Below are 24,337 nucleotides of genomic sequence, written 5' to 3'. Positions count from 1 at the left end.
CACCGCCTTCGCGATTCCCGCCGCCTTCACCGTGCCGACCGGCGAGGCGCACTGGCATGTGATGATGCGGGCGCGAGCGATCGAATCGGCCGCCTTCGTCATCGCCGCCGCCCAGTGCGGCGCGCATAAGGATGGGCGCGTGACCTATGGTCATTCGCTTGTCGTCGATCCCTGGGGCAAGGTGCTGCTCGACATGGGCGGCGAGGCGACCGGCGTCGGCTTCGCGGAGATCGACCTCGGCCAGGTGGCGGAGGTTCGCACCCGGCTGCCGGCGATCTGGCATCGCCGACCGATTCCGACGCCAGAGGTCGTGCGGGCATGATCGTTTTCGATCTCGTCTGCGAGGGCCAGGGCCATGTCTTCGAGGCCTGGTTCGGCTCCTCGGCAAACTATGAGGCTCAGAAGGAGCGGGGGCTGGTGACCTGCCCGCTCTGCGATGCTCCCGCCGGCAAGGCGCCGATGACGCCCCGCGTCGGGGCGAAGGGCAATACCGCGCCATCATCAACCGAGGTGAAGGCGATGATGACCAAGCTTGCAGCGATGCAGAAGGAGGCGCTGGCGAGCAGCGAGCATGTCGGCGACCGCTTCCCGACCGAGGCGCGCGCCATCCATCTGGGCGAGGCGGAGGCGCGGGCGATCCACGGCCGCGCTACGCCGGATGAGGCGCAGAGCCTGGCCGAAGACGGCGTGCCGGTCTCGCCCTTGCCCTTCCCGGTGCCGGACCCCGGCAGCGAGAATTGACCGCCGCATCGCGTCGCGCGTAAGCGCCGCGGTGAAAACGGCCCCGTAGCTCAGCAGGATAGAGCGACTGATTCCTAATCAGTAGGCCACAGGTTCGAATCCTGTCGGGGTCACCAAGTCGCGAAGGATCGATCATGACGCCGAATGGCTGCGACCCGGAAGACGGCGATCTGGTCGGCGAGCCGGCCAGGGTCGCGGTGCCCGACGACGTGCAGGACGCGGTGCGCACCCTGATCCGCTGGGCCGGTGACGATCCCGCCCGCGAGGGACTTCTCGACACGCCGAAGCGGGTTGCCCGCGCATGGAAGGAATATGCCAGGGGCTATGAGGAGGACCCCGCCCGCCACCTCCATCGCACCTTCGAGGAGGTGGGCGGCTATGACGAGATCGTGCTCTTGAAGGACATCCCGTTCCAGTCGCACTGCGAGCATCATCTGGCGCCGATCATCGGCAAGGCGTCGATCGCCTATCTGCCCGCGGACCGGGTGGTCGGCATCTCCAAGCTCGCCCGGGTGCTGCACGGCTATGCCCGGCGCCTGCAGGTCCAGGAGCGGCTGACCGCCCAGGTCGCCGACGCGATCTGCGAGCATCTGAAGCCGCAGGGCGTCGCGGTGGTGATCGAGGCGACCCACGCCTGCATGACTGCGCGCGGCGTCTCGACGCCCGATGTGATGATGACGACCAGCCGGATGATGGGCGTGTTCCGCGAGGACGAGCGCAGCCGCCGCGAGGTGCTGGCGCTGATGGGCTATTGATGCGCGGGCTGGTCGCTCCGGCGTTGCTCCTGGTGGCGAGTTGCGGCCTGATCGACGATGCGACGGTGAACAGCGAGCAGCTTGAGCGGATCGCGATCCAGAGGAACCAGGCCGAAGACATCGGCGCGACGGCGCGGCTCGAGCCGCTCGGCCCGATCTCGCCGCCGCCGGGCTACCGCAACATCGCCTGCCGCTTCACCCGGGGCGGCGAGCTGCTGGTCCTCGCCGGCGTCTACGGGGCGGCCGCGCAGATCGACGGCAGGCTGCGCATCTTTCAGACCCAAGGCCCGCTCGGGCCGACCGGCGGCTTCTTCCGCGATCAGGAGCTGGCGCTCAGCATCGGCGTCGAGGCCGGCGCTCCGGCGCGCGCCCGGGTCAGCAACCGGAGCACCGGCGCGCAACAGGACCATGAGGGCGAGTGGCAGTGCGCGCAGGTGACCGGATGAGCGAATCCGAGACGACGCCGCTGCGCCGCGTCGTGGCGGCGAGCATGATCGGCACCACGATCGAATGGTATGATTTCTTCCTCTACAATTCGGCCGCGGCCCTGGTCTTCAACCGCCTGTTCTTCCCGCAATTCGATCCGCTGACCGGGACTTTGCTCGCTTTCGCTACCTATGCGCTGGGCTTCGTCGCCCGGCCCTTGGGCGGGATCGTTTTCGGCCATTACGGCGACCGGATCGGCCGCAAGCGGCTGTTGATGTTCAGCCTGATCCTGATGGGCGTGGCGACGGTGCTGATCGGCCTGCTGCCGACCTATGCGGCGATCGGCATCTGGGCGCCGCTCGCCCTGATCGTGCTCAGATTGGCGCAGGGCTTCGCGGTCGGCGGCGAATGGGGCGGGGCGGTGTTGATGGCGGCGGAGCATGGCGACGCCGCCCGGCGCGGCTTCTGGGCGAGCTGGCCGCAGGCCGGCGTCGCCGCCGGCTTCCTGCTCTCGGCCGGCATGCTCTCGGCGATCAACGGGCTGCAGAGCGAGGCGGATTTCCTCGCCTGGGGCTGGCGGGTGCCGTTCCTTGCCTCGGTCGTGCTGGTCGCGGTCGGCTGGTACATCCGCAACCGGGTCGCCGAGAGCCGCCTGTTCGAGGAGGAAATCGCGCAGGCCGAGGCGCCGCCCAGGCTTCCCGCCATGGATGTGTTTCGCGAGCGGCCGGGCGCGGTGGTGCTGGGCGCGGGGCTCAGGGTCGGCGAGAACATCTCTTATTACATCCTCACCGCCTTCTCGCTCACCTTTCTGGTCGAGATTTCGGCGGAAAGCCGGGCGCTGGCGCTCAATGCGCTGCTCATCGGCGCGGCGGTGCAGTTCTTCGCTATCCCGTTCTTCGCCTGGCTGTCGGACCGGATCGGACGGCGATGGGTCTACGCCTTTGGCGGCTTGGGGCTGGCCGCGTGGAGCTTCGCCTTGTTCCCGCTGCTGGCGAGCGGCGATCCCGTGCAGATCGTCATCGCTTTGGTCGTCGGGCTCGTCCTGCACGGCGCGATGTACGGGCCACAGGCCGCGATGATCGCGGAGCTGTTCCCGACCCGAATCCGCTATTCCGGCGCGTCGATCGCCTATCAATTGACGGCGATCTTCGCCGGCTCGCTGGCGCCGATCATCGCCGTCTGGCTCTACCGCGAATATGACTCGGCCGTGCCCGTGGCGCTTTACGTCGCTGTCGCCTGCGCGATCAGCGGCCTATCGGCGATGCTGGCGCGGGAGACCAAGGGCTTGGAGCTGGCCGACATCCGCTGAATTTCGTCATTGCGAGCGCAGCGAAGCAATCCAGACCGAGCCTGGATTGCTTCGTCGCTTCGCTCCTCGCAATGACGAGAAGGGTTCAGGCCTCGTCGGCCGGCTTCTCGTCCTCGGCCGGCGTTTCCTCCTCGGCCGGAGCAGGCTCCGCCTCGGCAACGGGAGCGGCTTCGACCTCCGCCGTCGGGGCCTCCTCGGCTTCCGGCTCGGCGATCACCTCGCCGGGCTCCAGACCCGCCGGGCGCTCTTCGACGAAGCCCGACACGTCCTTCTCGAACATCTCGGCCATCACGTCCTTGCCGGCCGCCTGCAGCTCGGCCTCTTCGGGCGAGCGGGCGACGTTGACGGTGATCATCACCGCCACTTCGGGGTGGAGCGCGATCTTCACGTCCTGAACGCCGAGCGCCTTGATCGGCCGATCGAGGATGATCTGGCTCTTGGCCAGCTTGTGCCCTTCCGCCTCCAGAGCCTCGGCGAGGTCGCGGGCCGACACCGAGCCGTAGAGCTGGCCGGTGTTCGACGCCTGGCGGATGAGCAGCAGCTTCAGCCCGTCGACCTTCTTCGCGTCCTTCTCGGCCTCGGTCCGCCGCTCGGCGTTGGTCGCCTCGATCTTCTCGCGATTGGCCTCGAAGACCTTGCGGTTCGACTCATTGGCCCGGAGCGCCTTGCCGCGGGGAAGGAGAAAGTTGCGGGCATAGCCGTTCTTCACCTTCACCACGTCGCCGATCGCGCCGAGCTTCTCGATCCTTTCGAGCAGGATGACGTCCATCTTCCCGGCTCCTTATCTTACGACATAGGGCAGCAGGCCGAGATGGCGGGCGCGCTTGATCGCCTGGGCCAGCTCGCGCTGCTTCTTGGTGGAGACCGCGGTGATGCGGCTGGGGACGATCTTGCCCCGCTCGGACACGAAGCCCTGGAGCAGGCGGACGTCCTTGTAATCGATGCGCGGCGCATCCTTGCCGGAGAAGGGGCAAGACTTGCGGCGGCGGAAGAATGGGCGTGCCATGGGTCTGCCTCCTTAAGCGTCGAAATCGTCGCGCGAGCGGCGCGGGCGATCCTCGCGGTCGCCGCGATCGCCGCGGTCATCGTCGCGGCCGCGCTTGTCGCGGTCGCCGCGGCGCATCATCGCCGACGGGCCGGTCTCATGCTCATCGACGCGGATGGTCATGTAGCGGATCACGTCCTCGTTGATCTGCGTCTGCCGCTCGAGCTCGGCGACCACGGGCGGCGGCGCGTCGAAATCGAGCGCGACATAGTGCGCCTTGCGGTTCTTCGCGATGCGATAGGCGAGGTTGCGGAGGCCCCAGGCCTCCGTCCGGACGACCTTGCCGCCATTGTCCTCGACGATCTTGGTGGCGTTTTCCGCCAACGCGTCGACCTGCGCCTGAGCCAGATCCTGACGCGCGAGAAACACATGCTCATAGAGCGGCATGTTCGCGCTTTCCTTCTTTTGGCCGATCGCTGACGCCGCCCGTTGCGGACGCCCCTCCGGCTGTCGTCTGAAAAACAAAGCCGGGGCATGAAGGCACGCCTTCGCCCCGGATGGGCGGCCTGTGGCGGAAACGGGCGCGAAAATCAAGTGCGGCGCGCGACGGGCAAAGTTCACGACTTGCAGACGGAATCGCGGGGGGTGGAGGGGGTAAACCCGACAACTCCGACAGGTCCGTCGCGGCGACCGACGATCCGTCCAGGCTGGGCCTCTCGCCCTCGCTCGGGAGAGCCGGAAGTTTCATAAGTTTCAGCTTCCATGGGAAGAAAAAAGTCCCCCTCGCTAGGGATGGACGGGCGGCGGCGAATGTTCCCAATGTTCGCGGTGGCCAAGGGTTTGGGCGTGGCGACGGGAGAGGGAAGCAGGGGACTTCATGGCGCGGAACATAACCGAAACGGACGCGTGTAGGAAAGCGGCGGCGGGCACGGCTTGAACCGGCGCGCGGGCGCGGGCAGGGTGGGGCTATGGAAGCCTGATAAAGTTTGCCGATATCTCGGTCGGCGGCTTGTTCTCCATATGATCTTTCTCTAAGTCCGGGACGTTGCTCAAGAAGGGGCGGCAATGACGCTGAACTTCTGTGAATTGCGAGATCGATGCGGACTCGGGCTTGACGACGTTGCCGCCGAGTTCGGAGAGTCGATGGATGTCGTGTTCCGTTGGGAAAGTGGAGAGTCGCCTCCCGACCGAGTTCTGCGATCGCTCATGATCATGGCTGACTTTTCGCGCCGCTCACCTGAAGCGAACCCGGTCGTTTTGCAGTCGGAACAGCACGAAGTGCCCGTGCGCGAACAATGCATGACGCCCCGGCAACGGAAATCGCGGCTTGGCCAGTTCATGACACCGGCTAGCGTCGCCGAGTTCATGGCTTCGTTGTTCGACTTTCGGTCGACGGAAGACATTCGCCTTCTCGATGCAGGGGCCGGGCAGGGCGCGCTGACCGCCGCCTTCGTCGAGCGGGTGGGGACGGCCCGGGTCGCCTCCACCGCCTTTGAGTTCGACGATCAAATTCTGCCCGACTTGCGCGCCAACCTCGCCGCTCTCCGCGCCAAGGCCTATTGCGAATTGATCGAACGCGATTTCATTGAGGAGGCGGCTAACTGCATCTGCCTCGGCAGAGGCACGCGCTACACGCACGCCATCCTCAACCCGCCCTACAAGAAGATCGGCAACGACTCGCGTCAGCGCGCCCTTCTTCGAGCGGCGGGGCTGGAAACGGTCAATCTCTACAGCGGGTTCGTCGGACTGGCGCTCGAATTGCTCGAACCGGGCGGCGAGTTGGTCGCGATCATCCCGCGCAGTTTCTGCAACGGCCCTTATTATCAGCCTTTCCGCCGTTTCATCCTGCGGCGCGCGTCGGTTCGGCATATCCATCTGTTCGATGCTCGCAATAAGGCGTTCAGGGACGATGGTGTTCTGCAGGAAAACATCATCATCAAGCTGGTGCGCGGCGCAGAACAAGGCCCCGTCATCGTCTCGACATCGACCGACGACAGCTTTGCCGATCATGCAGAGAAGCAGCACGATTTCGCGCGGATCGTCTTTCCCGACGATGCCGACGAGTTCATCCACATTCCGACCGGCAATGATGAGCAGCTCTTGGAGCGCGCCAGCTTCGGCCACAGTCTCGCCGATCTGGGACTGACCGTTTCGACCGGGCCTGTGGTCGATTTTCGGCTGCGCGAGAGTCTGCGGGCCGATCCCGAGAGCGGCGCCGTGCCGCTACTCTATCCCGGCCATTTCGGCGCGGGCGGGCTGCAATGGCCCAAGCCGGGGTTCAAGAAGCCCAACGCCATCCGCGACACGATGGCGACGCGCAAATGGCTTTATCCCAACGGCTTCTACGCAGTGGTCCGGCGTTTTTCGTCCAAGGAGGAGCGCAGGCGGATCGTCGCCAACGTCGTCGACCCCGCCCGCCTGCCAGCTCAAATGATCGGGATCGAGAATCACCTCAATGTATTCCATGCCAAGCGCCAGCCCATTCCCGGAGAGCTGGCGCACGGACTGGCCGCGTACCTAAACGCCACCGCCGTCGATACCTATTTCCGGCGCTTCAACGGTCACACGCAGGTCAACGCGACCGACCTCCGCGCAATGCGCTATCCCAGCCGCGAGGCTCTTATCGTGCTTGGCCAATGGGCGAAGGGTCGCGCAAGCATCGCGCAGGATGAGATCGACGAACGGGTGAAAAGCCTTTGATCGATCATCCCAATATCGCTGCCGCCCTGCAAATGCTGGCTGATCTTGGATTGCCCCGCGCGCAGCAGAATGAGCGTTCGGCGTTGACGCTATTGGCCTTGCTCGATTTACGGCCCGACCGCGAATGGAAACGCGCCACTGCTCCTCTCATGGGGATCACGCCGATCATGGACTGGATGCGGGTGCATTACGGGAAGGAATACAAGCCGAACACGCGCGAAACGGTGCGGCAGCAAACGATGCACCAGTTCGTGCTGGCGGGAACTGCGGTTTACAATCCCGATGACCCTGCACGCCCGGTCAACAGCCCCGCCGCCGTCTATCAGGTATCGCCCGACGCGCTCGCGCTGTTCGAGAGCTATGGCAAGCCCGGATGGGCCAAGCGGCTTGCGGCTTACCGGCGCGATGTGCAGTCACTGGCGGATCGCTTCGCTCGCAGGCGCGACATGGAGCGCATTCCTGTCCAGCTTGCCGACGGCACCGAAATCCGCCTCAGTCCAGGCGAACATAGCGCGCTGATCCGCGACATCGTTCACGAATTCGCGCCCCGCTTCGCTCCGGGAAGCATGTTGATCTATGCGGGGGATACCGGCGAGAAGATGGGCTTTTTCGACCGCGAGCAGCTGGCCGCGCTGGGCGTAACGGTCGATCATCACGGCAAGATGCCCGACGTGGTGATCTACGATGTCAGGCGAAACTGGCTGCTCTTGATTGAATCCGTCACCAGTCACGGCCCCGTCGATGGCAAGCGGCACCACGAACTTGCCGCGCTCTTCGCCGGGTCAACCGTCGGGCTCGTCTATGTGACCGCTTTCCCGACCCGCGCCGTCATGGCGCGATACGTCGCGGAGATCGCATGGGAATCGGAGGTATGGGTCGCCGATGCGCCAACGCACCTGATCCACTTCAACGGCGCGCGGTTTCTCGGTCCATACGGAAGCTGAGATTCACCCGCCGGACGGCGCTCGACATGAGCGGGAAATGGAGACAGGGCGGGCAGGAACCAAGGCTACATGAGGGATCGGTTGATGCGCGCGTTCATTTTTCCGGGGCAGGGGAGCCAGGCGGTCGGCATGGGCGTGGCGCTGGCCGAGGCGAGCAAGGCGGCGCGCGACGTCTTCCAAGAGGTCGATGAGGCGCTCGGCCAGCATCTCTCGCGGCTGATGGCGGAAGGGCCGGCGGAGGAGCTGATTCTGACCGAGAACGCCCAGCCGGCGATCATGGCGAACGCGATCGCAACGTTGCGTGCGTCCGGCTTGGATCTGGAGTCGAAGGCCGATTTCGTCGCCGGCCACAGCCTTGGCGAATATTCCGCCTTGTGCGCGGCGGGCACATTCGATCTCGCCACCACCGCGCGGCTGCTGAAACGGCGCGGCCGGGCGATGCAGGCGGCGGTGCCGGTGGGCGTCGGCGCGATGGCGGCCTTGCTCGGTGCCGATCTCGAGCTGGCCGAGGCGGTCGCCGAGGAAGCGGCGCAGGGTCAGGTCTGCACCGTCGCCAACGACAATGATCCGTCGCAGGTCGTGATCTCGGGCCACAAGGCGGCGGTCGAGCGGGCGCTCGATATCGCCAAGGCGAAGGGCGCGAAGCGGGCGATCCTGCTGCCGGTCTCGGCGCCGTTCCACTGCCCGCTGATGCGGCCGGCCGCCGACGCGATGGCGCCGGCTTTGGCCGAGGCGGCGATGGAGCCGCCGGCGGTGTCGCTCTACGCCAACGTCACCGCGGCGCCGGTCGACAATCCGGACGACATCCGCGAGCTGCTGGTCGAGCAGGTGACCTTTATGGTGCGCTGGCGCGAGAGCGTCGAGGCGATGGCGGCGGCGGGCGTGACCCATTTCGTCGAGTTCGGCGGCAAGGTCCTGTCGCCGATGGTCAAGCGCATCGCGCCCGACGCGCGGACGACCAGCGTGGCGACGCCGGAGGACATCGACGCTTTGGTCGGCGAGATCTAGGCGCCGCTCAACTGCGATTGCAGCCGGCGGCGGGGGCCGGAGAGGTAGATCGGCCGATCGATAGAGCCCTGGCTCCAGGGCGATTGCCGCCGCCGGGTGGCGCGCAGCACCTCGCCCGTGGTGAGCGAGACGATGTCGTCGAGGCTGATCGGGCGGCGAATGAAGCGGGCGAGCGCCTCGGCGAACGGGCCGTTGCGGCTGCCGCTGACGCCGTCATAGGCGACATTGGCCGGGTCGGTCGAAAAGACGATCCGGATGCCGCTGCCCTGGAGCGTGAAGGGGCGGATCCGGCCCGCCTGCCCGCGCGACCGGGCGCGGAGCTCCTCGAGATTGGCGGTCTGCAGCCGCACCCCGTCGCGGCTGCCGGAGATGGTGCGCGACACCTGGGCGTCGACGGGAAGCGGGCCGGTGAGCGGATTGTTGCGGCAGGCGTCGAGGAAGAGGATCGCCATTCCCGCCCGCTCGCGCAACGCCTGGACGAAGGTCTGCAGGCTCAGGAACGCGTCGCCGCCCTCCAGCATCAGCAAATTCTCGCCGCCGATCTCCAGCCCGTGGCCGGCGACATAGACCATCGCGATCGTGTTGGCGTCGACGGTGCGCAGGTAATTGGCGATTCCCGTCAGCGTTTGATCGGGATCGGCGTCCACCATCGCGGAGACCGCATCGAGGTTCAGCTGCTGGAAGCTGCGCGCGATCAAAGCCGCGTCCCGGGTCGTGTTGGCGAGCGTGAAGGCCGGCGTGCTGCGATAGCTCTGGCTGACGACGAAGGCGCGGATGCGCGGCGGCTGAGGCTGAGGCAGCGGGTCCATGTCCTGCATCGGCACGTCCGGCCGCTGGTCGAGCCGCGACCGGTCCTCGAAGCCGCCCGGTCCCGGGCCGCCGGGTCCGCCGGGGCCGCCCGGCCCTCCGCCTTGCGCATGGGCCGCGGCGGGCGCGAGAAGCCCGGCAAGCCCGCCCAGCACGACGTGACGGCGATCGATCATGCCCTACCCCAGCCGATGGCCCATCCTATCAGCGCGGCGGCCAGGATCAATGCGGGCCGAAAGTGGCTGGCGCGCGCGCGGCCGCGGTGGCAACGCGGCGCCCAAGATAAAGGAGAAGGGCATGTTCGACCTTTCGGGAATGACGGCTTTGGTCACCGGCGCGAGCGGCGGGATCGGCTCGGCGATCGCCAAAGGGCTGGCGGGGCAGGGGGCGCGGCTGGCCGTCTCGGGCTCCAATGCGGCGAAGCTGGAGGCCTTCCGGGCCGATCTGGGCGGCGATCATGTCGCTTTGCCCTGCGATCTTTCCGACGGCGCGGCGGTGGATGGGCTCGTGCCGCGGGCGGTCGAGGCGCTGGGGCAGCTCGATATCCTGGTCAACAATGCCGGCGTCACCCGCGACAATCTCGCGATGCGGATGAAGGACGAGGAGTGGGACACGGTGATCCGGGTCAATCTGGAGGCCGCCTTCCGCCTCGCCCGCGCCGCCGCCCGGCCGATGATGAAGGCGCGCTTCGGCCGGATCATCTCGATCACCAGCGTCGTCGGCGCGACCGGCAATCCGGGGCAGGCCAATTACGCCGCGTCCAAGGCGGGCCTCGTCGGCATGTCGAAGGCGCTGGCGGCCGAGCTGGCGAGCCGCGGCATCACCGTCAATTGCGTCGCCCCCGGCTTCATCCGCTCGGCGATGACCGACGTGCTGCCCGAGGCGCAGAAGGAGGCCTTGCTCGGCCGCATCCCGGCCGGCGATCTGGGGACGGGAGAGGACGTGGCGGCGGCGGTGATCTATCTCGCCAGCCGCGAGACGGGTTACGTCACCGGCCAGACCTTGCACGTGAATGGCGGGATGGCGATGCTCTGAGGCGCGTTCGCGCCCCTTGCGTTCCGCCGCGCCGTGCGGCTAGTGCGGTCGCAACGAAACACACCGTCTAGGGAAAGGTGGCATATGAGCGAGACCGCGGATCGGGTGAAGCGCATCGTTGTCGAGCATCTCGGCGTCGAGGCGGACAAGGTCACCGAGGAAGCGAGCTTCATCGACGATCTCGGCGCCGACAGCCTCGACATCGTCGAGCTGGTCATGGCGTTCGAGGAAGAGTTCGGGGTCGAGATCCCGGACGACGCCGCCGAGAAGATTTCGACCGTCAAGGACGCGATCGACTATATCGACCAGAACAAGGCCTGAGGCTGGGGAGACCCCCCTCTTCCGTTCGCCCCGAGCTTGTCGAAGGGCTGTCCTTCCAAGAGGCGGCTTCTAGAAAAATGCAGGGCTTCGACAGGCTCAGCCCGAACGGGTCTGGGCCTGTTGGCTTTTTTGGAGACTGAATCATGCGTCGTGTCGTCGTCACCGGATTGGGGCTCGTCACGCCTTTGGGCGGCGACGTCGAAACCAGCTGGCGGAACCTGATCGCCGGCAAGAGCGGCGCCGGGCCGATCACCAGGTTCGACGCCAGCGACCAGAAATGCACGATCGCCTGCGAGGTGAAGCCCGCCGACCACGAATATGGCTTCGACCCCGGCAAGCGCGTCGATCACAAGATCCAGCGCCAGGTCGATCCGTTCATCATCTACGGCCTCGACGCGGCCGGGCAGGCGCTGGAGGATGCCGGCCTGACCGAGATGGACGAGGCGACCAGGCTGCGCGCCGGCGTGTCGATCGGCTCGGGGATCGGCGGACTGCCGGGCATCGAGAGCGAGAGCCTGCTGCTGGCCGAGAAGGGGCCGGGACGGGTGTCGCCGCACTTCGTCCACGGGCGCCTGATCAATCTGATCTCGGGTCAGGTGAGCATCAAATATGGCCTGATGGGGCCGAACCATGCGGTCGTCACCGCCTGCTCGACCGGCGCGCACTCAATCGGCGACGCGGCGCGGATGATCCGCGACGACGATGCCGACATCATGCTGGCGGGCGGCGCCGAAGCGACCATCTGCCCGATCGGCATCGCCGGCTTCGCGCAGGCCCGCGCCCTCAACATGACGTACAATGATCGGCCGGAGCAAGCGAGCCGCCCCTATGACAAGGACCGCGACGGCTTCGTCATGGGCGAGGGGGCCGGGGTGGTGGTGCTCGAGGAATATGAGCATGCCAAGGCGCGCGGCGCGAAAATCTATGCCGAGGTTGTCGGCTATGGCCTGTCCGGCGACGCGCATCACGTCACAGCGCCGCATCCGGAGGGCTTGGGCGCCTACCGGTCGATGGAAATGGCGCTGAACAAGGCGGGCATGACCCCCTCCGACATCGACTATATCAACGCGCACGGCACCTCGACCATGGCCGACACGATCGAGCTCAGCGCCGTCCGCCAGCTGTTCGGCAATGCGATCGGCAAGGTGTCGATGAGCTCGACCAAATCGGCGATCGGCCATTTGCTGGGCGGCGCGGGCGCGGTCGAGTCGATCTTCTGCATCCTGGCGATCCGCGACCAGATCGTGCCGCCGACGCTCAATCTCGACAATCCGGACGAGGGTACCGAGGGCGTCGACCTGGTGCCGCACAAGGCGCGGCAACGCGAAGTGAAGGCCGTTCTGAACAACAGCTTCGGCTTCGGCGGCACCAACGCAAGCCTGGTGATGAAGGCAGTCTAGCATTGCGGTCTTCCTCCCTTTTTCCCTCTCCCCAGCGGGGAGAGGGTAGGGAGAGGGGGTCCGGCGGTGGAGGCTGCTCGCGGACTCAGAACCCCCTCACCCCAACCCTCTCCCCTCAGGGGAGAGGGGGCAATTCGGCATAGCGACAGATGGCCCAACCGAAGCGCAGGCGACGACGCAGGCTGGGCGCACGGCTTAAGCGCGGCGTCCTCGTCCTCATCGTCCTCTTCGTCCTCCTGGTCGCGGCGGCGGGTGGCGCCACCTGGCTGCTCTGGATCGGGCCCGGGCCGACCGAGCAGCCGACGACGTTCATCGTTGCTCAGGGCTCCGGAACCGCGCGCATCGCCGCCCAGCTCGAGCAGGCGGGAGCGATCCGCGGCAACGCGATCACCTTCCGTATCTTCGCCCGTCTGTTCGGCAGCCACGCGCCGCTGCAGCAGGGCGAGTTCCTGATCCGGCCCGGCATGAGCCCGGCGGCGATCCTCGATATGCTCCAGTTCGGCCAGCCGGTGCGGCGGATGGTGACGATTCCCGAAGGTATGCCCTCGGTGCTCGTGCGCGACCGATTGATGGCCATTCCCTATCTCACCGGCGACATCGAGGTGCCGCCGGAAGGATCGGTGCTGCCCAACACCTACGATTTCCGCAGGGGCGAAACCCGGGCTGCCGTGCTGGCCCGGATGCAGCGCGCGATGACCGAGACGCTGGCCCGGCTCTGGGCGCGACGCCGGCAGGGCAGCGTGGTGCAAAGCCCGCAAGCGGCGATCATCCTCGCTTCGATCGTCGAGAAGGAGACGAGCCGCGAGTCCGAGCGGCGGACGATCGCCGGCGTCTATTCGAACCGCCTCAGGCAGGGCATGCCGCTCCAGGCCGATCCGACCGTCATCTACCCGATCACCCAAGGGCGGCCGCTCGGCCGGCGCATCCTCCGCTCGGAGCTCCTGGCGCGCAACGGCTACAACACTTATGTGCTGGCCGGCCTGCCGATCGGGCCGATCGCCAATCCGGGCCGCGCGTCGATCGCCGCAGTGCTCGATCCCCAGGACACGCAGGCCTTGTTCTTCGTCGCCGACGGCAGCGGCGGCCATATCTTCGCCAACACGCTGGCCGAGCATAACGCAAACGTGCAGCGCTGGTACGCGATCCGCCGCGCCCGCGGCGAGATGAACTAGCGAAGCCAGCCCTTCCGGTCGCCTTCCCAGGCCATCCAGAGCAGCAGGATGGCGATCAGGTTGACGGCGATCGGAATCGCCAGGCCTTTGGACGTATCGGCATTGCCCAGCGCGAATGCCCAGATGTCCTGGGCGATCAGGCACAGGAAGGACAGGATCAGCAGCCATTTCGCCCATCGCCTGAGCAGCAGCAGGCCGACCGTGGCGAGCACCGCCGAGAAGACCGAGATGGCGAAGGCGCCCGTCACCCAGGACGGCATGTTCGCGCTGCTCATCGCCGCGTCGGAGCGCGGGACGGCGCCGACCGTCTCCAGATAGGCGTAGACCCCGAACAGGTTCCACAACAGCCCAAGTGCCGCGACGATTCGAAACCAGAGCGGGACGCCCCCGCCGATTGCATCGTTCATCACGTCCTCCCTTAATTGCCGACAGACGACGTCCGGGAAAAACTAGCGCAGCCAGCCCCGCTTCACGCCGACATTGCTCGCCCAATAGAGCAACGCGCCGATGCCGGTCACGACGAGCGGCATGACGAAGGCGGCATTGCCCTCCACCGCGCGCGCGTTGCTGACGAACAGGGTCCAGCCCATCTGGGCGACGACGCAGACCAGCGAGAGCAGGAACAGCGGCCGCGCCAGCGCCCTGGACATGACCATCAGGACGCTCGCCAGCAGGGCCGAGAAGACCGCGATCGCGAAGGCGCCGACCACCCAGGCGGGAACCGTCGCGGACAGCGCCTGCTGCTCGGGAGTCATCGGCTGCATCGGCGGCACCGCGCCGACGTGGCCGAGATAGGTCCAGACCCCGATCAGATTCCACAGCACCGCGACGATGCCGACCAGCCGGAACCAGACCGGCGTCGATGAGCCAAGAGCGTTCATGGTCTCCCCTCCCTGTTGCCGGACGGGGAGCCTATGCTTTCGGAGCCGAAATGCAATCGGTGGCTGAAAGCTCCGCTACGGATGCGTGGATTGGTCCAATGCGGCGGCCGGGACGTAGCCCACCAGGTGGTTGTCCTGCACGAAGCCCCAGGCCCAGCCTCCCGCGAATTCCAGCACGGCAAAGATCGCGCCGGGAGCCAGGCTCGCGACCTGTTCGGCGTCGGCGTTGGGTGAGGCGTGGACGGAGGCCGCGCTCAATGCGGCGCGGGCCATGGGCCGCGCATAATGCGGCGCGAGCACACGATCGGATAACGCGATATCGGCGAGATCGTCGCGAAACGCGTTGATGCGCGGATCGAGCCGAACCGATGGACCGGCGAGCCGGAAACTCTTAGCCGTGCTGGAGGATGAGTCCGCGCTCGTCCGGTGCCCGGCCTGCGCTGCCGCCGCCGCGTTCTGCGACTCCGTCGAGGTTGCGTCCGAAGCGTTCAAGGAAGTCCTGTCCCATGGGCGTTTTGGCGACGAACACATTGCGGCGGTCCGCATCGTCGCGCACGCGGCGCAGATAGCCGAGCGCGCCGAGAGTATTCAAGGCGCGCGTGATCACCGGCTTGGACACGCCGAGGCGCTCGGCGAGGCCGCGCACGGTGTGCGGACCCTGGGTGAGATAGACGATCATCATCAACGCCATCTGGCGGTTGGTGAGATCGGGCTGGCCCGAGCGCACATAGGCGATCAGGGTCTGCATCCAGCGGCTGAGGGCTTGGTCGGGCACGGTCTCGCTCCGGCGAATTGCTGTCATGATTGCGTCGTATAACCAGCAAAAGCCGTTTTCGTTGCGGAACAGATCGGAAATGCCTGATCCGGATCAGTTCGCGTAGCGACGGCGCAACATCTCCCAGGCGGCGCGCAGACCGAGCGCGTCGCCGCCTTTCGGCCGGCCCGGCCTGTTCGCGGCGCGCCAGGCGAAGGTATCGAGATGGGCCCACGGCGTGCCTTCCGGCACGAAGCGGCGCAGGAAGAGCGCCGCGGTGACCGAGCCCGCCATCGGCCCGTCCGCCATGTTGCCGAGATCGGCGACGTCGGAGGCCAGCAGCTCGTCATAGCCGTCCCAGAGCGGCATCCGCCACAAGGGGTCACTCACCGTTTCGCCGCCGGCGAGCAGGACGCTGGCGAGGGCGTCGTCATTGGCGAACAAGGCCGGCAGGTCCGGCCCGAGCGCCACCCGCGCCGCCCCGGTGAGGGTCGCGAAATCGAGGATCAAGTCGGGCTTCTCTTCGCCCGCCCGCGCGAGCGCGTCGCCGAGAATCAGGCGACCCTCCGCATCGGTGTTGCCGACCTCGACGGTGAGGCCCTTGCGGCTCTTCAGGATGTCGCCGGGCCGGAAGGCAGCGCCCGAGACAGCATTTTCGACCGCGGGAATGAGCAAATGCAGCCGGACCGGCAGCCTCAGGCCCATGATGAGCCGCGCCAGCGCCAGTGCGTGGGCCGCCCCGCCCATGTCTTTCTTCATCAATCGCATGCCCGAGGACGGCTTGATGTCGAGCCCGCCGGAATCGAAGCAGACGCCCTTGCCGACGACCGCGATCCGGGGATGGCGCCGGTCGCCATATTCGAGCTCGATCAGGCGCGGCTCGCGGCCCGGCGCCGCGGCGGCGCCGACCGCCGCGACCATCGGATAGCCTTCATTGAGCGCATGGTCGCGGGTGACGCTGACCTTGGCGCCGAACTGGTCGGCAAGCGCCAGTGCGGCCGTCTCGAGCTCGGCCGGCCCGAGGTCGCCGGCCGGGATGTTGACCAGATCGCGAACCAGGAAGGTCGCTTCGGCGAGCGCCACCGTCTCGTCGATCCGCGCCGGTTCGTCGGCAAGCAAGACGCGCGCGCCCTTGCCGTTCTTCTTCTCCTTGTAGCGGTCGAAGCGATACTGGCCGAGCAGCCAGCCGAGCATTGCCGGCCCGGGCCCGCGCTCCGCAACGCGATAGGTTCCTTCCGGCAAGCTTTCCGCCGCTTTGGCGAGGCACCAGACGGAAAGTTCCTCGACATTGGCGACGCCCAGCACCACCGCCCATTCGTCGCGCTCGCCGGGCAGGATGGCGAGCTGGAAGCCCTCGCCCTGGAAGCCTTGTGCCGCGACCGCGCCGCGCACCCGCGCCGGCTGCGCTTTGAGCCAGGCGTCGACTATGTTCTTGTCGATGAGATGGAGGGCGGTCGCGCGTTGGCCCTTGTCGGCCTTGAGCAGAGCGGAGAGGTCGGTCACGCGGGCGCTCCTAGCGGATCGGCGCGGCGACAGCGAGCCTCGGTGCATCGCGGCTGAAACGCAAAGAACGCACAACAGTCGCGAGGCTTTCACAATGCGCGAACATAACGGTCGCCGGGGCCCGAATCCGGGCCGCGAGCGGAAAGGGTTTTCGATGCACAGCACCGCCGCCCACCCCCAAGAGATCATGCGAACCGAGCAGGTCGCGGGCGCCTATGGCAGATGGGCTCCCGTCTACGATCTCGTCTTCGGCCCGGTCTTCCGGCGCGGCCGGGTCGACTCGATCCGGGTCGCCGAGCGAATCGGCGGCCGCATCCTGGAGGTCGGAGTCGGGACGGGCATCTCGCTCTCAGCCTATAGCCGCGCCAACCGGCTCTACGGCGTCGATATCTCCGAGCCCATGCTCGAGAAGGCGCGCCGGCGCGTGGCCGCGCTCGGCCTCGACAATGTCGAGGCGATCGACGTCATGGACGCCGAGAATCTCAACTTTCCCGACGATTCGTTCGACGTCGTCGTGGCCCAATATGTCATCACCTCGGTGCCCAATCCGGAAAAGGCGCTGGACGAATTCGCCCGCGTCGTACGGCCGGGCGGCGAGATCGTGATCACAACCCGGGTCGGCGCCGAAAAGGGCGTGCGCAAGGCGATCGAGAAGACGCTGATGCCGGTGACGCAGCGCCTCGGCTTCCGCACCGAATTTCCTTGGGAGCGCTACACCGACTGGGCGGCGCGCACGCCGTCGGTGCGGCTGATCGAGCGACGCGCGCTGCCGCCGCTCGGCCATTTCAGCCTCGTCCGCTTCGAGAAGCTGGCGCAGGCATCCTAGGGCGGAACCGGCAACTCAAACTCAATCAGGCAGGGGCGAAAAATGAACGGCTTCAAGGAATTGCTGAACGAGCTTCGCTGGGACGATCATCGCTATTATCACCATAGCCTGATCAACCAGAGCCTCCACTTCCTGAGCGCGAGCACATTCATCTGCGCCTATATCCTGCTCTTCCACGATCCCGCGCTGGCGAGCCTGCTGGGCTGGCTGGTGGCGATGACCAGCCGCCAGGCGGGTCACTTCTTCTTCGAGCCGAAGGGCTATGACGAGGTCAATCAGGCGACGCACGAATATAAGGAAGAGATCAAGGTCGGCTACAATCTGTTCCGCAAATGGGTGTTCATGTCGATCTGGATGGCGACGCCCCTGCTGCTCTGGCTCGATCCGACTGCGCTCGGCCTGTTCGTTCCGCATGACGGCCCGGTCGAATTCGTCCGCCATCTCGGCCTGCTCTGGCTGGGGCTTGGCGCCGCCGGGCTGGTGTTCCGCACCGTGCAGCTGTTCTTCATCCGCGACATCGAGACCGGGCTCGCCTGGGCGGCGAAGATCGTCACCGACCCGTTCAACGACATCAAGCTCTACTACAAGGCGCCGGTGCGGCTGCTGAAGGGCGAGCGGATCGACGGCGAGCTCGAGGACGAACTCGCCGCCGGCGCGCACTGATCACGCCGGCGCTCAGCCCTTCCGCCGCGCGGCGAACATTTCGCGCAGCAGCCGGCGGCGGATCGTCTTGTCAGTGAGGGCGGGATCGTGCGTCCACCATTGATCGTCCTGCATCGCATGCGCGGCGCGGACGAACCGCTCGGCGACCTCGGCGAAGTCGGCGTCGTCATAATTCAGGCTGAAGATCAGCCGGCCGGTGCCGACCCAGGACAAATGCAGCCCCTCGGCGCGGAGATAGTATTGCAGCATCCAGTTGTAGGGCGAGGGCGCGGCGAAGGTGACCGTCCAGATCGTCGAGAGATTGGCGACCGCGACCGGCACGCCCGCTTCGGCAAGGCGCGCGTTGAGCGTGGCGGCGCGTCCGTTCCAGCGCTCGTCGAGCCCATCGTAGAGCGCCCGGACCTCGGCGCTCTCGAAGCGGCTGAGGAAGGCGTTCATCGCGCCCATCACATAGGGATGGCTGTTGAACGTGCCGCGGGCGAAGCAAATGTCGCCGGGCCGGTCGTCGCGGTAGCGCTTCATCAGCGCATGCGGCCCGCAGATCACGCCGACCGGCAGCCCGCCGCCCAGCGTCTTGCCATAGGTCACCATGTCCGGCTTCGCGCCAAAATATTCGGCCGCGCCGCCGGGGGCGAGGCGGAAGCCGGTGAACACCTCGTCGAAGATCAGGACGATGCCGTTGGCGCGGCAGGTGTCGGCCAGCCGCCGCAGCCATGCGCCATAAGCGGCGCGGTCGACGCCGGCCGCACGGCTCGAATCGACCAAAGCGGAATCGGCCGGCGCGCCTTTGTTCGGATGCAGCGCCTGCAGCGGATTGACCAGCACGCAGGCGACATCCCTGCGGCTCGCCAGCGCGGCGAGCGCCTTGTCGGACATGTCGGCCAGGGTCAGCGTGCGGTCGGCCGGGACGGGGTTGCCGATGCCCGGCTGCACCTCGCCCCACCAGCCATGATAAGCGCCGGCGAAGCGAACGATGCGCGGCCGGCCGGTGTGGTAGCGGGCGAGGCGCACCGCCTGCATCACCGCCTCGGTGCCCGACATGTGGAACGAGACCTCGTCCATGCCGGACAGCGCCCTGAGCCGCGCGACATTGTCGGCGACGATCGGGTGGTAGCTGCCGAGCACCGGCCCCAGCCGGCCCGCCTCCTCGACCGCCTCGGCGATGCAGGCCTTGTAAACGTCATGGCCGAGAAGATTGGCGCCGTAGGAGCCGGCCAGATCGTAAAGGACATTGCCGTCCAGGTCGGTGAGCGTCACGCCGTCGGAGGACTCCATGAAGGCGCCGACCGGCAGGTGCTCGCGGACGTAACGGCTGAACTGGAAGGGCACCCGATAGGCGCCGGTAAACTGGAGATCCGACAGACCCTCGCGCGCCGCGGCGGTCAGCGCCACGCTCTTCGCGAAGCGTTCGGCATAGAGCGCGGAAAGACGCCGAAAGCTCGCCTCCCTCGTCGCCGCGACGTCCTCGGTGGGGTCGTCGGCGCGAAAGAAGCGGCGCTCGTCATAAGCGTAGAAGGGGATCAGTCCCGCCACCCGCTTCGCCATCCGCACATGGCCGCTGAGGGAGCGATGCTTGGCCCGCGACAGGATCAGCCTTCGGCGCACCGCGCCGAGGGTGAGGAGGCTGACGACGCCGGTCACGGCCGCGGTCGCCCATGTCGTTTTGTTCCGCATCGACGGCAGCGCTACGACAGGCCGGGGTATCAAATATGACAGTGCGCCACCGTCTGATGGGCCTGCTGCTGCGCGACGACGTCAATTTCGCGCTGACCAATCGCCTGCCGCGCCGATCGGCGACGCGGTGGATGGGCAATCTGAGCAAGATCGAAAACCCGCTGGTGCGGGTCCCTTCGATCGCGCTGTGGCGCTTCTTCGCCGATCCCGATCTCGATCAGGCCCGCGAGACGCGGTTCCGCAGCCTCCATCACGCCTTTACGCGTGATCTCATGGACGGTGCGCGACCCTTTGATTCCACGCCGAAAATTCTGGCAAGCCCCTGCGATGCGATCGTCGGCACCTGCGGCCGGGTCGAGGCGGGCCGGCTCTATCAGGTGAAAGGGCGGGACTATGCGCTGTGCGACCTGCTCGACGGCGAGGCGGACGAGTTTGCGGAGGGCAGCTTCGTGACGCTCAGGCTCACCGCCGGCATGTATCACCGCTTCCATGCACCGCACGCTCTGACCGTGGAGCAGGTGCGCTACATCCCCGGCGACGCCTGGAACGTGAACCGCGCCGCCCTGAATCGCGTCGAGCGTCTCTATTGCCGCAACGAGCGGGCGGTGATCGCGGCCCGGCTCGCGGCGAGCGGCCATCCGATCCTGCTCGTCCCGGTCGCGGCGATCCTCGTCGCCGGCATCCGCCTCCACTTCGCCGGCGACGGCCGGCTGTTGCGCGACGGCGGCGCGCGGACGATCCCGTGCGACACGCGGCTGGAGAAGGGTGAGGAGATGGGCTGGTTCGAGCATGGCTCGACGATGATCGTCCTCGCGCCGCATGGCTTCGCGCTCGCGGACGGGATCGAAGATGGCGCCCGCATCCGCGCGGGACACGCGCTTATGCGGCTGCCCTGACAGGCCAGCCGGAATCGGAGCAACGGTCCTTGCGGTTACAGGCGGAGATGGATGCCGCGCCGGTGCAGCGGGATCAGCAACGCCAGCACGATGAGCAGTACCGCCAGCGCATAGAGGAACGACGCGAGCCAGGGGGCGTGGAGCACGCCGTCGATCGCCGCAAAGCCGGCGGCCTGGAAGCCCAGCCGGATCCCCGCCAGGCCGATCAGCAGCGAGACGACGTAGCCCAAGATCGCGTTCATTCCGAACACGTCGAACGGCCGGAGCGCGCGACGGACTGCTGGACTCCGCGTCGCGACGATGCAGCCGGCGAAGAGCAAGGCTGAAAGGCCGGTCGAGAGCAGAACGTAGCTGCTCGTCCAGATCCGCTTGTTGATCGGGAAAACGGGCGCGAGGGCGAGGCCGAGCAGGACGAGCGCGACTCCGGCGAGCGCGATCCATGAAGTGGCGCGATCGGGAGCGCGCTGCCACGCCAGCGCGGCGAGCAGGCCGAACAGCACGTTGGCGGTGGCCGGCAAAGTGGAGAACAGTCCCTCGGGATCGTAGACAACATTGCCGGCGGCATCCCTGCCGAGCCGCCACATATGGTTCGCGCTGACGACCGCGCGATCGACCCATCCGGCGAGATTGCCTTCGGGCGTGAAATCGCCGCCGAGCGTCATCGCCGCCCAATAGCCGAGCAGCAGGACGGCGATGGCGATGAGTATCGCGATCGGGTTTAGGCTGGCCCTGCCGTCGGGCGCGCGGCGCGCGGTGAGGATCGCGAAGGTCGCGGCGAGGCCAAAGCAGAGGCCGAGGCGCGGCAGCACGCCGAAGACGCGGAACATCTCGATGCTCGGCCGCGCGAGCATCTGCCACGCCCAGCCGATCGCGATCAAAGCGAAGACCCGCCACGCGACGCGACGCCAGAGCTGCGCGTCGATGGTGCGCGGGAAGGACAGCCCGAGCGCGACGCCCATCGCGCAGAGGAAGGCGGGAAAGACGAGGTCGGTCGGCGTAAAGCCATGCCATTCGGCATGGTCGAGCGGCCACCAGACATGCTCGCTCGATCCCGGCGTGTTGACGATGATCATCCCGGCGACGGTGAGCCCGCGAAAGCTGTCGAGCGCGGCGAGGCGAGGGCGGGGTGGGGCTTGCATGAAGCCCATCCTAGGCAGCTTTGCCCCTGTTCGTCACCCGGCCATGCGCGGCACGGGCGCGCCGAACAAGTCATGCTCGTCGGCATCCTCGATCATGACTTTCACGATGTCGCCCTGGGCGAGATGGCCAGCGTCGCGCAGGTGCACCTCGCCGTCGATCTCCGGCGCGTCCGCCGTGGAGCGACCGGTGGCACCGGCCGTCTCGGCATCGACGGCGTCGATGATCACATCGAGGGCGCGGCCGACCTTGGCCCGCAGCTTGGCGGCGGAGATTGCGGCGCTCTTCGCCATGAAGCGGGCGTAGCGCTCCTCTTTCACCTCTTCCGGCACCGCGCCGGGCAGGCTGTTCGCCGCCGCGCCCTGCACCGGCTCGAAGCGGAACGCGCCGACCCGGTCGAGTTGCGCCTCGTCCAGCCAGTCCAGCAAATATTCGAAATCCGCGTCGGTCTCGCCGGGGAAACCAGTGATGAAGGTCGAGCGGATCGCGATGTCGGGGCAGATCTCCCGCCAGCCGCGGATGCGCTCCAGAACTTTCGCCTCGTTGGCCGGGCGGCGCATCGCCTTGAGAACGCTGCGGCTGGCATGCTGGAAGGGGATGTCGAGATAGGGGAGGACCAGCCCCTCGGCCATCAGCGGGATGACCTGATCGACGTGCGGATAGGGATACACATAGTGAAGCCGCACCCAGGGCGCGATCCGGCCGAGCGCGCGGGCGAGATCGGTCATGTGCGGGACGATCTCGCGGCCTTTCCACATCCGCGGCTCCTTGCGGATATCGACGCCATAGGCCGACGTGTCCTGGCTGATGACCAGCAGCTCCTTCGTGCCCGCCGCGACCAGCTTCTCGGCCTCGCGCAGGATCGCGTCGGGGCGGCGGCTGACCAGGTCGCCGCGCAGGCTCGGGATGATGCAGAAGGCGCAGCGGTGATTGCAGCCCTCGGAAATCTTCAGATAGGAATAGTGGCGCGGCGTCAGCTTCAGGCCGGCATCCGGCACCAGGTTCAGATAGGCGCTCGGCGGGATCGGCGCGGCGACATGGACGGCACCGACCACCTCCTCATATTGATGCGCACCGGTGATCGCGAGCACGTCCGGGAAGCGCGCGCGGATGACCTCCGCCTCCTTGCCGAAGCAGCCGGTAACGATCACCCGGCCGTTCTCGGCGATCGCCTCGCCGATCGCCTCCAGACTCTCCTCCTTGGCGCTGTCGAGGAAGCCGCAGGTGTTGACCAGCACCACGTCCGCGCCGGCATAGTCCGCGGACAGGGCATAGCCGTCCGAGCGGAGCTTGGTCAGGATGCGCTCTGAATCGACGAGGTTCTTCGGACAGCCGAGCGAAACCATGCCGACCTTGGGCGAGGCGGGGAGTTCGAGTTCCATTGGAAGGCGCGCCACATAGTGCGTCCGCCGCGATTTTCATAGGCTCGGGCGGGGATTCCGGGATTCTCCGCTTGGCTCGAAAGCAAAACCGTTCGGCTCCTCCCTATTGTCAACTCTAGCAGTAGAGTTATCATTCGGGCTCGTCATCGGGGAGATTCGCGATGGGGAAGCATGAGCAGCTGAAGGCGGGCCGCCAGATAGGGGAGACCCCCGACTGGCAGGCCGGCATCTTATGGCGATCCCTTGACAGGATGCGCATCGAACCGGAAGGCGCCGCCCTGACGTTCGTTGCCAGGCTTGCCTGCGAAAATGGGTGGAGCGCCGCTTATGCGGATGCGGTGTTCGGGGAATATCGCCGCTTCCTCTATCTTGCCGCGACGAGCGATCAGCCGGTCACCCCGTCGGAGGACGTGGACCAGGCCTGGCATCTCCATCTCGGCTATTCGCGCCATTATCGGGACGTGCTCTGCGGCCAGATTCTTGGCCGCGCCCTGCACCATGAGCCGACGGCCGGCGGCCGCGACGAGGCGGTGCGCCATCATAGTCAATATGAGGCGACCCTTTGGCTCTACGGGAAAACCTTTGAATCCTCGCCGCGGGCCGACATCTGGCCGAACGCCGGCACGCGCTTCGCCGCGCGGCCGCAATGGGTGGATCGCGCGCGCTACTGGCTGGTGCCGAAGGCGCTGACCGGCCGCGCGGCCGGGCTTGCGGCGGCGACGGCCCTGCTTGGCGCCTGCACGATGTTCTCCTCCGATGACGGAGGCCCAAGCACCCTGACCTATGTGCTCGCCATCGTATCCGTTCTCGTGATTTTCGCTGGCCTCCTCGCTTTCGCGAGGTTCGGCGAATGGAGGCAACATATGAGCGGTCGGAGCTGCAGCGGCAGCTGTGGCGGGTCCGCGGGCGGAACGAGCGGTGACGGCAACGGCTGCGGCGGAGGCGGTGGCGGCGGCGGTTGCGGAGGAGGCTGTGGTGGCTAGCGGCGCCTGCCCTTGCAAGCGTCACATCGCGACCC

General features: G+C 67.0%; 28 protein-coding genes and 1 tRNA gene. 17 read left to right on the top strand and 12 right to left on the bottom strand.

The window, feature by feature from the left end; translation table 11 throughout:
• The 6 genes from ACT4N3_RS03875 to ACT4N3_RS03850 all read left to right on the top strand — a co-directional run.
• Positions 1 to 322: nitrilase-related carbon-nitrogen hydrolase (locus tag ACT4N3_RS03875; RefSeq protein WP_444853893.1), on the top strand; the 322-nt coding region annotated here is incomplete at its 5' end.
• Entirely contained in the window at positions 319 to 741 is a 423-nt protein-coding gene (locus ACT4N3_RS03870) for a DUF1178 family protein (RefSeq protein ID WP_444853892.1), read from the top strand. The genes ACT4N3_RS03875 and ACT4N3_RS03870, both read left to right, overlap by 4 nt.
• 39 nt (positions 742 to 780) lie before the next feature.
• A tRNA-Arg gene (locus ACT4N3_RS03865) sits at positions 781 to 857 on the top strand.
• A gap of 18 nt (positions 858 to 875) precedes the next feature.
• Positions 876 to 1,496, top strand: coding sequence for a GTP cyclohydrolase I FolE (folE, locus tag ACT4N3_RS03860; RefSeq protein ID WP_444853891.1), 621 nt, complete (start codon positions 876 to 878; stop codon positions 1,494 to 1,496).
• On the top strand, positions 1,496 to 1,942 hold the full coding sequence (locus ACT4N3_RS03855) for a hypothetical protein (RefSeq protein WP_444853890.1): 447 nt from the start codon (positions 1,496 to 1,498) through the stop codon (positions 1,940 to 1,942). Before folE ends, ACT4N3_RS03855 begins: the two co-directional genes overlap by 1 nt.
• A complete protein-coding gene (locus ACT4N3_RS03850; RefSeq protein WP_444853889.1) occupies positions 1,939 to 3,231 on the top strand; it encodes an MFS transporter in 1,293 nt (430 codons plus the stop codon). The genes ACT4N3_RS03855 and ACT4N3_RS03850 overlap by 4 nt, the downstream gene beginning before the upstream one ends.
• A gap of 85 nt (positions 3,232 to 3,316) precedes the next feature.
• Here the strand turns inward: ACT4N3_RS03850 and rplI are convergent, their stop codons facing one another.
• From rplI to rpsF, 3 genes are read right to left on the bottom strand one after another with little or no spacing between them, the layout of a single operon-like run.
• Positions 3,317 to 4,000: a 50S ribosomal protein L9 gene (gene rplI / locus ACT4N3_RS03845; RefSeq protein WP_444853888.1), complete on the bottom strand. Its 684-nt coding sequence runs from the start codon at positions 3,998 to 4,000 to the stop codon at positions 3,317 to 3,319.
• A gap of 12 nt (positions 4,001 to 4,012) precedes the next feature.
• Complete coding sequence (gene rpsR, locus ACT4N3_RS03840) at positions 4,013 to 4,237, bottom strand: 30S ribosomal protein S18 (protein WP_444853887.1); 225 nt, start codon at positions 4,235 to 4,237, stop codon at positions 4,013 to 4,015.
• A gap of 12 nt (positions 4,238 to 4,249) precedes the next feature.
• A complete protein-coding gene (rpsF, locus tag ACT4N3_RS03835; RefSeq protein WP_444853886.1) occupies positions 4,250 to 4,663 on the bottom strand; it encodes a 30S ribosomal protein S6 in 414 nt (137 codons plus the stop codon).
• A 618-nt stretch (positions 4,664 to 5,281) separates the two neighbouring features.
• Between rpsF and ACT4N3_RS03830 the strand changes: the two genes are divergently transcribed.
• The 3 genes from ACT4N3_RS03830 (at position 5,282) to fabD (ending at position 8,868) form a co-directional block, all read left to right on the top strand.
• Positions 5,282 to 6,916, top strand: coding sequence for an Eco57I restriction-modification methylase domain-containing protein (locus ACT4N3_RS03830; protein ID WP_444853885.1), 1,635 nt, complete (start codon positions 5,282 to 5,284; stop codon positions 6,914 to 6,916).
• A complete protein-coding gene (locus tag ACT4N3_RS03825; RefSeq protein WP_444853884.1) occupies positions 6,913 to 7,860 on the top strand; it encodes a BsuBI/PstI family type II restriction endonuclease in 948 nt (315 codons plus the stop codon). Before ACT4N3_RS03830 ends, ACT4N3_RS03825 begins: the two co-directional genes overlap by 4 nt.
• Positions 7,861 to 7,944: 84 nt before the next feature.
• On the top strand, positions 7,945 to 8,868 hold the full coding sequence (fabD, locus tag ACT4N3_RS03820; protein ID WP_444853883.1) for an ACP S-malonyltransferase: 924 nt from the start codon (positions 7,945 to 7,947) through the stop codon (positions 8,866 to 8,868).
• Here fabD and ACT4N3_RS03815 read toward each other — a convergent pair.
• Complete coding sequence (locus ACT4N3_RS03815; RefSeq protein ID WP_444853882.1) at positions 8,865 to 9,851, bottom strand: caspase family protein; 987 nt, start codon at positions 9,849 to 9,851, stop codon at positions 8,865 to 8,867. The genes fabD and ACT4N3_RS03815 overlap by 4 nt on opposite strands.
• A gap of 121 nt (positions 9,852 to 9,972) precedes the next feature.
• Here ACT4N3_RS03815 and fabG point away from each other — a divergent pair, with 121 nt between their 5' ends.
• The 4 genes from fabG (at position 9,973) to mltG (ending at position 13,603) form a co-directional block, all read left to right on the top strand.
• A complete protein-coding gene (gene fabG, locus ACT4N3_RS03810; protein ID WP_444853881.1) occupies positions 9,973 to 10,710 on the top strand; it encodes a 3-oxoacyl-[acyl-carrier-protein] reductase in 738 nt (245 codons plus the stop codon).
• 84 nt (positions 10,711 to 10,794) lie between these two features.
• The gene (locus ACT4N3_RS03805; protein ID WP_444853880.1) at positions 10,795 to 11,031 is read left to right on the top strand and encodes an acyl carrier protein; all 237 of its coding nucleotides are present in this window, start codon (positions 10,795 to 10,797) and stop codon (positions 11,029 to 11,031) included.
• Positions 11,032 to 11,174: 143 nt separating this feature from the next.
• Positions 11,175 to 12,431: a beta-ketoacyl-ACP synthase II gene (fabF, locus tag ACT4N3_RS03800; protein WP_444853879.1), complete on the top strand. Its 1,257-nt coding sequence runs from the start codon at positions 11,175 to 11,177 to the stop codon at positions 12,429 to 12,431.
• Between the two features lie 149 nt (positions 12,432 to 12,580).
• Positions 12,581 to 13,603 (top strand): endolytic transglycosylase MltG, encoded by a 1,023-nt coding sequence (gene mltG, locus ACT4N3_RS03795; RefSeq protein ID WP_444853878.1) that lies wholly within the window; start codon positions 12,581 to 12,583, stop codon positions 13,601 to 13,603.
• On the opposite strand, the gene ACT4N3_RS03790 is transcribed toward mltG, so the two are convergent.
• The 5 genes from ACT4N3_RS03790 to ACT4N3_RS03770 form a co-directional block, all read right to left on the bottom strand.
• On the bottom strand, positions 13,600 to 14,010 hold the full coding sequence (locus ACT4N3_RS03790) for a hypothetical protein (protein ID WP_444853877.1): 411 nt from the start codon (positions 14,008 to 14,010) through the stop codon (positions 13,600 to 13,602). The genes mltG and ACT4N3_RS03790 overlap by 4 nt on opposite strands.
• A gap of 42 nt (positions 14,011 to 14,052) precedes the next feature.
• The gene (locus ACT4N3_RS03785) at positions 14,053 to 14,484 is read right to left on the bottom strand and encodes a hypothetical protein (RefSeq protein WP_444853876.1); all 432 of its coding nucleotides are present in this window, start codon (positions 14,482 to 14,484) and stop codon (positions 14,053 to 14,055) included.
• Between the two features lie 75 nt (positions 14,485 to 14,559).
• Positions 14,560 to 14,976 (bottom strand): SH3 domain-containing protein, encoded by a 417-nt coding sequence (locus ACT4N3_RS03780; RefSeq protein ID WP_444853875.1) that lies wholly within the window; start codon positions 14,974 to 14,976, stop codon positions 14,560 to 14,562.
• Entirely contained in the window at positions 14,876 to 15,232 is a 357-nt protein-coding gene (locus tag ACT4N3_RS03775; RefSeq protein ID WP_444853874.1) for a MarR family transcriptional regulator, read from the bottom strand. The genes ACT4N3_RS03780 and ACT4N3_RS03775 overlap by 101 nt, the downstream gene beginning before the upstream one ends.
• Before the next feature lie 120 nt (positions 15,233 to 15,352).
• Positions 15,353 to 16,741 carry a leucyl aminopeptidase family protein gene (locus tag ACT4N3_RS03770; protein ID WP_444853873.1) on the bottom strand — a complete coding sequence of 463 codons (1,389 nt, stop codon included), beginning with the start codon at positions 16,739 to 16,741 and terminating at the stop codon, positions 15,353 to 15,355.
• 154 nt (positions 16,742 to 16,895) lie between these two features.
• Between ACT4N3_RS03770 and ACT4N3_RS03765 the strand changes: the two genes are divergently transcribed.
• Complete coding sequence (locus tag ACT4N3_RS03765) at positions 16,896 to 17,567, top strand: class I SAM-dependent methyltransferase (RefSeq protein ID WP_444853872.1); 672 nt, start codon at positions 16,896 to 16,898, stop codon at positions 17,565 to 17,567.
• 42 nt (positions 17,568 to 17,609) lie between these two features.
• Positions 17,610 to 18,230, top strand: coding sequence for a hypothetical protein (locus ACT4N3_RS03760; RefSeq protein ID WP_444853871.1), 621 nt, complete (start codon positions 17,610 to 17,612; stop codon positions 18,228 to 18,230).
• Between the two features lie 12 nt (positions 18,231 to 18,242).
• On the opposite strand, the gene ACT4N3_RS03755 is transcribed toward ACT4N3_RS03760, so the two are convergent.
• Positions 18,243 to 19,904: an aminotransferase class III-fold pyridoxal phosphate-dependent enzyme gene (locus ACT4N3_RS03755; protein WP_444853870.1), complete on the bottom strand. Its 1,662-nt coding sequence runs from the start codon at positions 19,902 to 19,904 to the stop codon at positions 18,243 to 18,245.
• 35 nt (positions 19,905 to 19,939) lie between these two features.
• On the opposite strand from ACT4N3_RS03755, the gene asd reads away from it, so the two are divergent.
• Complete coding sequence (gene asd, locus ACT4N3_RS03750; protein ID WP_444853869.1) at positions 19,940 to 20,800, top strand: archaetidylserine decarboxylase; 861 nt, start codon at positions 19,940 to 19,942, stop codon at positions 20,798 to 20,800.
• Between the two features lie 35 nt (positions 20,801 to 20,835).
• On the opposite strand, the gene ACT4N3_RS03745 is transcribed toward asd, so the two are convergent.
• Positions 20,836 to 21,939, bottom strand: a complete 1,104-nt coding sequence (locus ACT4N3_RS03745; RefSeq protein ID WP_444853868.1) for an acyltransferase family protein — start codon at positions 21,937 to 21,939, stop codon at positions 20,836 to 20,838.
• Between the two features lie 33 nt (positions 21,940 to 21,972).
• Positions 21,973 to 23,283: a 30S ribosomal protein S12 methylthiotransferase RimO gene (gene rimO, locus ACT4N3_RS03740; RefSeq protein WP_444853894.1), complete on the bottom strand. Its 1,311-nt coding sequence runs from the start codon at positions 23,281 to 23,283 to the stop codon at positions 21,973 to 21,975.
• Between the two features lie 287 nt (positions 23,284 to 23,570).
• Between rimO and ACT4N3_RS03735 the strand changes: the two genes are divergently transcribed.
• The gene (locus tag ACT4N3_RS03735; RefSeq protein WP_444853867.1) at positions 23,571 to 24,302 is read left to right on the top strand and encodes a glycine-rich domain-containing protein; all 732 of its coding nucleotides are present in this window, start codon (positions 23,571 to 23,573) and stop codon (positions 24,300 to 24,302) included.
• Positions 24,303 to 24,337: the final 35 nt, after the last annotated feature.

It is taken from the genome of Sphingosinicella sp., from assembly GCF_052388015.1.
Classification (GTDB): domain Bacteria; phylum Pseudomonadota; class Alphaproteobacteria; order Sphingomonadales; family Sphingomonadaceae; genus Allosphingosinicella.
Note: the sequence above shows the minus strand (reverse complement) of the source record. Positions and strands in the feature narration are given on the sequence as shown.